Here is an 11,038-nt window from a genome sequence, read left to right on the forward strand (position 1 = left end):
GGACCCATTTTGGCCTACTTCGGCCACAACGAGACTCGACATATTGATTGGCTTCCTGGTTCTCGCCCTACGTGGTCGGACTGATTTGCTCTGTCACCGTGGTCCCGCTCCAGCCTGACACGTAGGGAAGGCCAGATCACGACGAACTGGAAACAGGCGCTGGCTCAGTTGGCTGTGGCTTATCCGGACCGGATGAATCCGTACTTGTAAATCAATCCCGAACACAAACTACTTGACAGGCTCAGACCTCGACTTCTATCCGGGCAGCGACGCGCCGTGTTCTGGAATCACCGATCTACACTCTCAATTACGAAGAGCCTATAAAGTTCCTAAAAAGTCCTACAAAATGGATGTGAAGACCTCACAGACGAAACGAAACAAGGCCGGATCGTACGCTTACAACAAACTCCGAGGAAAGAAGTACAGTGCGAACTTCGCGGTGAACAAGAAAACCGGCAGCGCGAAAATGAACTGCTCTCAACTTGTGTGGGCGGCGTATAAAGCCTCGGTCAAGATCGATCTGGACGGAAATGGCGGCCTCGGCGTCTACCCATACAACATCAAGGATTCGAAGCACACGCACATCTACAAGACGATCAAGTAACCTGAAACTTCACTGTGTCGCGGGTGCTATTGCACCCGCGACACCCTCACGCCCTAGGAGCGCGATGAAGAAACTCTGGTGGTTGTGTTCCGCCTCACTGATAGCTCTGCTCACCGGTTGCTCGGAAACTCCGGAGCCGACCACCCCGACGCGGGACGCCACCACCACCGATGTTATTGCCGCCTTCACGATCAGCCGTCAACAATCTGGTGTGGTCGAATCCGATGGCAAGGGGTACGTCGTCCTGGTCAAAGAAGACGGTGGAACCTCCGTCATCGAGACCACAATCATGCAGCATGCGCAGTTGGACTGGAATAAGGACAAACTGGCCTTCTCCGATACAGAGAATGACTACATCGTGGGTACCTCGACTGAAGTGATACCCACGGATACGAAGACTGACTACCAGCAAGCCCTTTCGCTTAGCGACGACGGGACAGTGATCGGTCTCTACAACGATGGTTACGAGGAAGACAGCTACGTCGAACAACTCATCACATCGTCAACGAAGGGGTCTGACTTCACCGAGGTTGAAGGGTATTTCCAAGTCACCGGATTCTGCGACGGAGACCTCTACGGGATAGCCGAACCTCTAGGGAAGTACCAGGCTGAGGCCGAACGACAGGGGGTCGAGGCCAAGGAAGCAGATGGCTACACGAGGCTGATGCTGAACCAACTGACGTCCGGGACCACGGTCGAGGAAGAGAATGTATCCATTCAGGCCGTTAATTCGTCAGGTCAGGAGTCGACGGATGCGCCCTGCGTTGACGGTAGTCTGTACCACTTGGCCAGTATTTATGCTGATTCAGGTGAGACTACCCCGGTGCTGCGAATATGGGACACCGATTCCGGCGACATGACCGAACTCGAACTCGTCACCGCCGACGGCGAACCGGTGACAGGCCCCGACCAGTCCACTTTCGAGATCAATGGTTCCTCCCAGCAGTCGCTGCGAGGTAACGATTTCGACTGGGTCGATGACTTCGGACGGGCATGGCGAACGGATATCACGACAGGTATCAGCCAGAAGCTCTTCGAGCTCGTCGACAGCTACGACAACAGCACTGATACTCGCGTGGTGGATTTCACCGAGAATGCGTTGACGGTGGTGACCTTTCAGCAAGAAGCGGAAGAAGTCCGTCTCGTGCAGTACGACCGAAACAGCGGAGAAGTCCTCACTGAAATCGACCTCCCCGACATCGCCAAGACAATCGATGACAGTTCGATTTGGGCGGTGTCTGCCAGAGACTAGGGCATGTCTGGTTTATCGGCGTAGCCTTGTCAGGATCGCGCTGATCACGGCTGCCGCTCGATATGTGATGGCGCGCTTGTCTTATCGTGTTGCTAATCTTCGCCATTGCTTGCGGTTGGCAAACGAGCGTTCCACGAAATTGCGGTTCCAATACGCCCCGGCCTGGAACGTCGGCGGTCGTCCACCGTCGCTCCCGCGTTTCTTCCGAGGCACGATCTGGTCCTTCTTCTCCGGAATCATCGCCCAAATACTACGCGACTGCAGACCCCTATGAAGTTTGGTCAAGGTGGAAGCGCAAAAAACGGTAAAGCCCGCCACGACTGAACCTAGCAATATGGAGCCGCTTTTACAGCAGCTGAATGTTCTGCTCGACTGCAGCCGTGTCGGCGCTGTCGTCGACAATGACGTTGGCAATGAGGTGTCCCACGACCGTCTGCGGGGTAGTCTGTTCGGGTCCGGCGAGGCCTGCGAAGGTGGCCGCAATTAGCTCGTGCGTGGCAGAAATTCGAGATCTGCCGGGAACGGGCAAAGAAGGGTCGAGCGAAAACAGTGCCAGTGTGCGAAAGAGATGACGGTCATTGGAAAGCAGTAGTGCCCCGTACTCACGTTCAGTGAGGCGTGAAGCCCGTGCGTGGTCTGACTTTTCGGATAGCCGGGTGTGAATCCTAGACGCGATGCCATTGACGAGATCATTCCGGGTGCTATAGCAGTTCGAAGTCGAACCCACCGGAAGACCGGCGAAGTCATCGACGGCTCGGTGTGTGAGGCCCCTGAGTCCTGCGGTAGCGACGACTCCGATCGCGGTATCGGCTACCAGAATGCGGCGTGAAATCACAGTTCAGCTCCCTGCTCGGAAAAGGTGATATCTCCGACTATAGTGACTGCCCACGCATGGCCGAGAGGTCAGTCCAGGTTCAGTGACGTCTGTGTAGCCGGTGACGGTGGTTGAGTGGCCAGGGCGTCGATGTGAGCATTCGAGGGTTGGGGGAACCCTGGTTCATCGGCGTTGATTGGGGCGACGTCGAATGGTGTCTGTCGCCCGTAATCTCCGTGTGGCTTCTGTGGTGTGAACTGCTCGACTTCACTCGTGCCGCCCATGGGATCGAACTCGGTTGACAGGCCTGCTGTGTCGACGTCTCTGGGCTGGATTTCGTTGGCATCAAGTATGCGAATGGAATGCTGGAGGGGTTGGTCTTCTGCGGTGTCGTTGATGAAGTCCTGTGTCACCTCGGCGGCGTACCCGCTTTCGACTGCGATCTGGGCCAGTTTGCGGTGAGCATCCCAATCGCCGACGTCGAGACGGTGTCCCGCGGCTTCGAGTGTGGCTCGGTTGTAGACGCGATCGGGACGAGACACCGACGGCTCGGCTGGTGCGTCTGCGGTAGGGGAGAAGTCTGTCGCACGTCGTTCTTCGTTCATGTGGTGTGCTTTCGTCACGATTCGAGACTCCCATTGTTCAGCATCTTGTGCCGCTGTGTCATCGGGTGAGGCCCCACCGAGGTCGATGCTGGACTGCGCGAGGTGCGCGATGAACTGAGTTTCGTCTCGGCTGAACAGTCGGGCATCGATGGTGGTGTTGGCTGCCAGCTTGGCTTTGATTCCGGCGTGCATCGCCCTATGGTCCTCGAACGGCATTTCCAGGTGATCCTTTATCCTCGGGTCGCGACTGATTTGGATCTCGAAGTCATGGATACCGATGTTGACCAGGCGGCGCAGCGCCCAGGCTTCATTTTCCGAAAAGGTGGTGAACTCACTCATGGTCGATCTCCTTAACAATAGACGTATCGGTTAGACGGCGATCACCTGGTCGCTCGTTGATCAGGACGGTGAGATTAGGCTTCGGTTTCCTTGTTTTTGCCGTAGTACTCCCAGTGCCAGGCTTCTTGGTTCTTCTGGCCTTCACGAGCCCACGGTGGGTGCTCCCAACCGAATTTTTTCGCGTTCTTCTGCATCCACTTGTGCTGCGGTGATCCGAATTTGTTGATGCCGCCGCCACAGTCAACAGCTAGAGCCCAACCGTGGTTCGATTTCCCGGGTACAGCTGCCCGTCCTGGCCCGTAGCGTTTGTACAGGACTTTCTGCTCGGCCAAATCGCGGTAGGCGTCGGTGATGGCAATATCGGTATTGAATTCCTTCTTGTACGCCTTATTCATCGCGATGAGTGCCTCGGTGGCGTCCTTGCGGAGGTATTCCTTCTTGCTGTCCGGGGTCCACGGGATCTTCTTGAGCTTGTCGGTTGGGATCTCACCGTTCTTGTGCCCACCCCACGCGCCGGGATTCTTACGACCGTCGTCAGGAATGTCATCGTCGCCTGATCCACCGCCCGTGCCGTCTGCTTCGCAGTTGACGTTATCGGCATTGCCGTCGTCAGAATCGTCGCTGCCGCCGCCTTTGCCACCCTTACCCGCGGCATCTTTCGGATCTCCTTTGGAATCGGTCTGGAAAGAGACGTGCGGGTGGTCTTTGTGGTTCTGGGTGTCTCCACCACGGTCGGGCATCTTCCGCCAGCCTTCATCGGCACGTTCGACGTTGTAGATGCGCTGGTACCAGATGACGTATTTGATGTTGAGTGCTTCGTGGTTGTCGATGACGAATTTCGCAATATCGTCACCAAGGGCCTTACCGTCTATGTTCAGCGGGACCATGAAGTCGACAGCGAGACCAACGGGGTGCCCGTTGGGGTCGCGTGACGTGCTGCCGGAACGGTACCCGCCGACACCAGTGATGCCGTCATATTCGTCGTAGATGACCTCGGCCGCTTCTTGCACGTGGGGCTTGACGTCTCCTAGGGGAAGCTTTTTCTTCTTCTGCGCGGTGACTGTGCCTCCGGCGATCGCTTCACCCTGCTCGGGGGTGGAGCCGGCTGCTTGGGCCTTGTCACCGGATTTCCAGTCCTTCATGAGTTTGAACCACTTCTCGGCTTGCTTGATCCGATTCGGCATGTTCGGAGCACCGGCCTTCTCCCACTTGTCGTGGAAGTGCGTCGTCGCAGCCGAAACTGAGTCGAGTTCGTTCTTGATCATGTCCTCGAAGACTTGGACGCTCTGCGCGTCATCGCCCTTCGTATCGGCCATGAAGTTCATTTGGAGCTCGATGGTCCACCAGTCTGTGCTCTTCGTCTTCGCATACGCTTTGAGCTTGCTGTTGCGGCTACCCGTCCACTGACCCAGGCCGAGACCACCGGAGAACGATTCAGCCTTCTCCCGCTTCTTCGGAGTCATCTTGTAAGGCGAGTCCATGATGCCCTGGACGCTCGTTGGGTCGACGCCCGATTCCTGCGACCAGTTGCCAAGGATCCCCGCGATATTGGTGTTCGACATGCCCTTATCCGAGAGCACAGTGAAAACTGCTCGAGCGTGGGCCTTTTCAGTCGGGTCAATGTCTCCGATGTCTCCGACGTCGCCACCGCCGTTACCGTCGTCACTGACCGGTGTGCAGGCACCGCTGGCGGCCATGAGTCCGAAGAGGACTGGGACGATGATGACGAGGGCGAGGAAGCCCGCACCGACAGTGGCGGCACCGGGGAGAAGCGACTTGAGTGAGAACATTGCGGGGGCCTTTCGGCAATGACCACCGACCCCTGGGTGCGGGGCCGGTGGTCATCATGGTTGGTTACTGATCGTCCTTCTTACGGCGGAGCACGGTGTAGAGGATGAACCCGCCTACTGTTGCCACGACGAGCGCGCCGAGGCTGAACCCGACCGTGGCACCGTTGATCCCTTCGGTGGCGGGTTCGCCCGCGCGAGGGGTACTACCGTCGGTGATGACAACTTCTTCAGTCCGATCCGGTGACGGAGTCGACTCGTCGGAGGGTTCGTCGCTGGGAGTATCATCGTCGCCGTCGACGAGAGTTGTCTCGTCGCGGGGAGCCGGGGACTGGTACTGGTCTTCGTCGCCCTGACCAGACGGCAGCTCAGGAACATCACCGGGAGTGGTTGGGGCGTTGTCTTCAAGGTTGGAGTCATCGGCAATATCCGGCTCGTCCTTGTCCTTGTCGCCAGTGCCTTTGTGATCACCACCGTCCTTGCCAGCCTTGGGCTCATCACCATCGGCTGCAGAGGTGCCCGGGCCTCCGTCGTCGGAGCCTGCGTTGCTGTCACTGTCAGCGGCAGGAGGCGGGCCCTGTGCGTTTGCCGTCGCGTCAGTACCAGATGCATCGGCTTCGGCTTCCCGGTCGCCATTTGCAGTGCCGGTGTCATCGCTGTTGGCACCGTCGGCGCTCTTGTCGCCTTCGCTGCTCTGATCTCCGTTGGCACCATCAGCACCACCGTTATCAGTAGCGGTTCCGCCGCCTGCGTTGTCGCTTCCGTCTGCGCTACTGGTCGCATCAGAACCGTTGGATCCGGCGTCAGCGCTGGCGTCCTTGTTGTCGCCGTCCGCCGTGGAACCACCCGAGGCAGAGTCGTCTCCGTTGCTATCGGCGGTAGCGTCCTTGTCGACAGGCGGGGTGGTGCCACCACCGTGGACGGTGAACCAGCCGACAACCCAGTCGCCGTTGCTGTTCTTGACGAAGTACTTGATCGTCACGGAACCCTCGAACGATTTGTCAGGGGTGAAGGTCACCGATCCGTCAGGCAGCGTTACGAACGTCCCGTATCCGTCCACTGTGGCCTTCGGTGAGCGTTTGCCGGTCTTCGGGTCGACGAGCCCGATCGAGGTCTGGTCGTAGTCCTCGGGTGGGATCGCTGGCTTGACGGTCACCGGGTCGGAATTGTCAACCGGGTACTGGTGGTCGGAGTCAGGCGGGGGAGCCGGTGCCTCGGGATCTGGCTCGCCACGGTCACCGGGGTCGGTCGGGTCGTAGGAATCTTCGTCCGGAGGTTCGGGAGAATCCGGGTCGTCCCCTGGATCCTCTGTGGGATCATCAGTCGGTTCCTCGGTCGGCTCATCCGAGGGCGAATCCGTCGGTTCCTCTGTTGGTTCCTCGGTGGGGTTCTCAGTTGGGGCTTGGCCATCGGAATCATCCTGGCCATCATCGTCCTTGGGGGCCTCGGGGATCTCCACCGGGGCAGAAGGTTCGTCGACCTTTGCTGGTTCGGCGGGTTTCTTCGCTGGCTGAGTGTCTGCCTTCGGCTGCTCGGGTACGCTCGGCTCGGTCTTCTTCGCGGGTTGTGTGTCAACGTTGTCGGGGGCTGGGGGAGTGGGTGCCGGTTCTGGCTTTTTGGCAGGTTGGGTTTCCGCCTTAGTGGGTGCTTCGGGCTTGTCGTTGGCCGGTGGGGTGGTTTCGGGTTTCTTGGCGGGCTGAGTGTCAGCTCGTGGTGTTTCGACCTCTGGGGCCGGGTCTTCGGAAGCCGACCCTTCACTGGTCTCATCGGCATGGGCCAGCGAGGTGGCCATGGTGGTTCCTGATGTGGCGAGGCCGACAGCCAGCGCGGCTGCGAGGATTCGCCTCTTAGCGGGTGTTACTTGTGTCATTTGGTTGAACCTTTCTCATTGGCGGTGACGACACCGTTGGAGCCGCGCACGAGTGCGATGCCTTCGCTGGTGAAGCCGATGACACGATCTGGATCGGTATAGGTGTGCTTGTTCAGGTAGTAAGTGCGCTCTGCTCCGGCCTCGGTGATCGCGGCGGGTCCGAGAGCTGTTGTGAAGTCACCAGTAGTTGATTGGGCGGCGATGGTGCCGTTGCTGAGGTTGAACGCGGTATCGCCGATGATCGCGGTCTCGAGGCCGCGGCCGACTTTCCAGTCCTGGCTGGTTGGGGAGGCTTCTGTCGCCCCGGTGATAGCACCGTTTTCGGTCAGTGAGTGGACGACGATGAAGTTGGTGCCCTCGACAGCCCATTCGGCAACCGCCAGACCATGTCCAGCACTGATGTGCCGTACAAACGCTGCATCGTCTGTCGGGGCGGTCAACGTGATTGTGGTGGCTTCATCGTCAGTTTCGCCGAACGGGACGCTGACGAGTCGTGGCTTCCCGGACTCGACTTGGATGAGGGAGTGGTCGTCGATCGACGCCGGCAGGAACTGAGGATTGCCGGTGACCGCGACCGGGGCCTTCTCACCAACAGTCAGGGCGTGGATGTCACCGTTCTTCGACGTGATCATCGGGGTGGTGCCGGTGACGTTGAGTTTCTGATCCTTTGCGACTGACCATGATTGGGTCTTTCCGTCGGCGGTGATTGCGGTGACGGACTTGTCGGTGCGTGCCGCGACTGCTGGGGTGTCGCCGGTGGTGAACTCGGCGGTGTACTTGATGGGTCCGTCGAGTTTTGCTTTCGCGATCTCGTCTCCAGTGGAGGTGTCATTGAGGGCGAGTTCGCCACTGTCGGGAGTGACGTAGGCGACTCCGGCCTTGAACCATCCCAGCGCTGCGGTTTTATCGGCTGGCAGTTCCCACAGTTTCTTGTCGTATCCGGTGAGAAGTTCTGCGTCTGCGGGCTCTGCCGTCGGTGCTGGGGTGAACCAAGTGGGTGCTGCTGCGGGTTCAGCCTCGCGCGATGGTGCGAACTGGAGCAGGCCGACGATGAGGAGGCCGACGAGGACAACGGCTCCGATGGTCAGGATGACCGGTGCCTTCTTGGCCCACTCGATGGGGAGGAGCGCATTCTTCCGACGTGTGGTTGGCTTCCGTGGTCGGATTTTGGTGGTGCGTGCCGGTTTGACAGCCTCCCACGGCTTCTTCGCCCGTGTGATGAACCTGCGCAGTCGTGAAGGAGTATGTGGCTTGGTCGTGGGTTTGGGCGGCAGTTCTGGGACTGTTGAGAGCTCGACGGTGTCGTCGAAGCTCTCGGGGGAGAGGACGAGGCCACGGAACCCGGGCAGTGCCGAAGTCAGTTCGAACTCTTCGACGTTGCGGTTGGCCAGTGACTGAGCGGCAGCGACGACGACCGAGAGTGAGGACTTTGCTGCGATTGACCCTTCGCCGGGGGTGATGATCGAGAAGTTGTGGAACTCCATCTGATACGTGGTGGGGGTCTTGTTTGAGGGGTCGAGCAGCTCCAGACCCGTGGCGGTGACGTGCCAGCGGCCAGGGGCGAAGCACACGGTGTCTTTGGCATGGACGGGTGCGAGTTCGATCACGGGTGGCCGGTTATGGTGGCGGCGGCGAATCATGGCCAGGGTTGCGTCGAGGGTGGGTTTGGACACGGAGACGTTCGACCGGTCTCTGAGGGTGACTTCGGCGGTGACGATCAGCCCGTTCGGGGCGAGCTCGGGGAAGACGGTGTCTGGGGTCGTATCTGTGGTGTCGTGCATGTCTCTCCGCCTTGAGGGGATTTTCGGGTTGCGCCTTCTGTGCGCCGTTTGAGCGGGGGAATGTTTGTCAATGATGCGAGTGAGATCACACGGACAGTGGCCCCGCACGTTTCGTGCAGGGCCGTCGTGGGGTGAGTGTCAGTCAGTGTGCGCAGATAAGGTCTGTGGCTTGGTGGGGATGCGGGAGAGAAGGAGTGCGAAGGCTGTTGTTGCTGGCATGGTGATGATGATTCCGATGATGCCTGCGAGCATTTGAGTGAGTGTCGTGGCAACGGTGTCGGTCTGGAGGAACGCTGACAAGGGTTGGTTGTAGGCGTGGGCGAGGACGAACGCGGCGAGGCCGGCGCCGACGATGGAGAAGCTGATGGTGTAGATCGCTGAGGCCGAGTGGTCCCTGCCGACGGCCAGGGCGGTCGGGGCGATCGCTTTCCAGCTTGGTCTTGTGCCCGGTGTGGTGTGAGAGAAGACGGTGGCGGCCTGGGCTGCTGCAATGTCGTTGAGGATCCCGATCAAAGCGATGAGGAGCGCGGCCAGAGACAGGGCGGAGAGGTCAATGTCGAGGCTGGTGTAGGTCAGCGCGGAGGCGGACTCGTCTGCGGGGCCCAGTCGCAACCAAGTGGACAGTAGTGTGCCTGCGATCATGGCTGTTGCGGCTCCGCATATGGTTCCTGCCCAGGCGGCGAGTGTTTTCGTTGAGAGGCCGTGGGTGAAGAACAGCACCGCGGTGAGGACAAGGACGATGCTGACGGTCGTGTAGAGCAGCGGGGATCCACCGCCTGAGATTCCGCCGATGAGGAAGGCCCAGATGAAGACGGCGGAGGCCAGGAGGGAGGCGATCGCGCGGATACCTTTACCGCCGACTACGAGAAGGACTGCGCTCGTCAAGTTTTTGAGACAGTTCGTTGATGATTTCTCTTACGCCGCCAGGCCGGTCTGGCCACTCTCGCGGTAGTCGTTCAAGGCTTGCACCGGGACGCGATGACATGCCCTGGCATTCGGGCGCTGTCGGTTGTACCAAGACTCGATGTAGTCCATCACCGCGGTCCTGGCCGCCAGCCGCGTTGCGAAGCTGTGATGGTGATAGAACTCCGTCTTCAAATGCGAGAAGAAGTTCTCCGCGACCGCGTTGTCCCAGCACACCCCGACCGCGCCCATCGACTGGGTGACATTGTTTCCTGCACACCACTTCTGGAACTGCACCGACGTGTATTGTGCCCCTCTGTCTGAGTGGTATATTGCCTGGTCAGAGTCCATGTATCCGTGGTCACGAGCCATGACGAGAGCCTCGATACACAGACTGGCACGCATGTGATCATCCATGTTCCACCCGATGACCATTCCGGTGCACAAATCGATGACCGTGGCCAGATACAACCACCCTTCCCCGGTCTTTAAATAGGTGATATCGCCGCACAGCCGGGCCCCGGGCACCGACGAGGAGAAGTCCCGATTCCCCTCCTCATCGAGCATGTGATTGCCGATATGGGCGGCGTTGGCCTGCGGATCCTGGACAGTCGTGGTCTTCCAAGCCCTGACCCTGACCGCGCGCAGACTGGACTCGCGCAGAATCACCCCGACGGTTGATTCCGAGACCGCGATGCCGTCGGCGTTGAGCAGTCGAGTCAGTTGGTCCCGGCCGGCACGACCTGCACACTCGTCATACTTTGCCGTGACCGCCTCGACGAGCATCGCGTGACGGGCAGCTCGCGGCGAAGGCACTGTCGGGGTCCGCCACCGGTAGAACGAGGCCCTTGAGACCTTGAGAGCCCTGCACATCATGGCAATGGAGTAGGCCGCCTTCTCTGCTTCGATGAACTCGTAGAGGTCGTCTACTGTTGCTTCGCGGCAAAGAAGGCGCTCTTAGATTCAAATCGTCAAGGCAACACCTCTGGTTTTCGGGTGGTGAGGTCGTGCTGGGCCTCGAGCGGTGTTCGGAAGCTCAAACACTTTCGGGGTCGGGTGTTGAGCTCATGAGCAATGACGTCG

The 11,038-nt window shown here is 59.4% G+C and carries 7 protein-coding genes and 1 pseudogene; 2 read left to right on the plus strand and 6 right to left on the minus strand.

What is annotated here, in order from left to right:
- Window positions 1-352 precede the first annotated feature (352 nt).
- Both BANT918_RS16605 and BANT918_RS16610 read left to right on the plus strand, forming a co-directional pair.
- Entirely contained in the window at window positions 353-604 is a 252-nt protein-coding gene (locus BANT918_RS16605) for a YiiX/YebB-like N1pC/P60 family cysteine hydrolase (RefSeq protein WP_050773454.1), read from the plus strand.
- 64 nt (window positions 605-668) lie between these two features.
- Window positions 669-1,856, plus strand: coding sequence for a hypothetical protein (locus BANT918_RS16610; protein WP_096147156.1), 1,188 nt, complete (start codon window positions 669-671; stop codon window positions 1,854-1,856).
- 903 nt (window positions 1,857-2,759) lie between these two features.
- Here the strand turns inward: BANT918_RS16610 and BANT918_RS16625 are convergent.
- The 6 genes and pseudogenes from BANT918_RS16625 to BANT918_RS16650 form a co-directional block, all read right to left on the minus strand.
- Window positions 2,760-3,614, minus strand: a complete 855-nt coding sequence (locus tag BANT918_RS16625; protein ID WP_009883630.1) for a hypothetical protein — start codon at window positions 3,612-3,614, stop codon at window positions 2,760-2,762.
- A gap of 74 nt (window positions 3,615-3,688) precedes the next feature.
- Window positions 3,689-5,404: a phage tail tip lysozyme gene (locus BANT918_RS17495; protein ID WP_167389514.1), complete on the minus strand. Its 1,716-nt coding sequence runs from the start codon at window positions 5,402-5,404 to the stop codon at window positions 3,689-3,691.
- Window positions 5,405-5,468: 64 nt separating this feature from the next.
- The gene (locus BANT918_RS16635; protein WP_127361985.1) at window positions 5,469-7,271 is read right to left on the minus strand and encodes a hypothetical protein; all 1,803 of its coding nucleotides are present in this window, start codon (window positions 7,269-7,271) and stop codon (window positions 5,469-5,471) included.
- Window positions 7,268-9,052 carry a hypothetical protein gene (locus tag BANT918_RS16640; RefSeq protein ID WP_101556144.1) on the minus strand — a complete coding sequence of 595 codons (1,785 nt, stop codon included), beginning with the start codon at window positions 9,050-9,052 and terminating at the stop codon, window positions 7,268-7,270. The genes BANT918_RS16635 and BANT918_RS16640 overlap by 4 nt, the downstream gene beginning before the upstream one ends.
- Window positions 9,053-9,190: 138 nt before the next feature.
- Complete coding sequence (locus BANT918_RS16645) at window positions 9,191-9,937, minus strand: YibE/F family protein (protein WP_101621203.1); 747 nt, start codon at window positions 9,935-9,937, stop codon at window positions 9,191-9,193.
- A 30-nt stretch (window positions 9,938-9,967) separates the two neighbouring features.
- A pseudogene (locus BANT918_RS16650) lies at window positions 9,968-10,876 on the minus strand (IS3 family transposase); the annotation flags it as partial.
- Window positions 10,877-11,038: the final 162 nt, after the last annotated feature.

It is taken from the genome of Brevibacterium antiquum CNRZ 918 (assembly GCF_900169145.1).
GTDB lineage: Bacteria > Actinomycetota > Actinomycetes > Actinomycetales > Brevibacteriaceae > Brevibacterium > Brevibacterium koreense.

Bases quoted from the DNA above. Each gene is read 5' to 3' on its own strand.
- BANT918_RS17495 (WP_167389514.1), bottom strand. From the start codon at position 5,404: ATGTTCTCACTCAAGTCGCTTCTCCCCGGTGCCGCCACTGTCGGTGCG.
- BANT918_RS16610 (WP_096147156.1), top strand. From the start codon at position 669: ATGAAGAAACTCTGGTGGTTGTGTTCCGCCTCACTGATAGCTCTGCTC.
- BANT918_RS16635 (WP_127361985.1), bottom strand. From the start codon at position 7,271: ATGACACAAGTAACACCCGCTAAGAGGCGAATCCTCGCAGCCGCGCTG.
- BANT918_RS16625 (WP_009883630.1), bottom strand. From the start codon at position 3,614: ATGAGTGAGTTCACCACCTTTTCGGAAAATGAAGCCTGGGCGCTGCGC.
- BANT918_RS16640 (WP_101556144.1), bottom strand. From the start codon at position 9,052: ATGCACGACACCACAGATACGACCCCAGACACCGTCTTCCCCGAGCTC.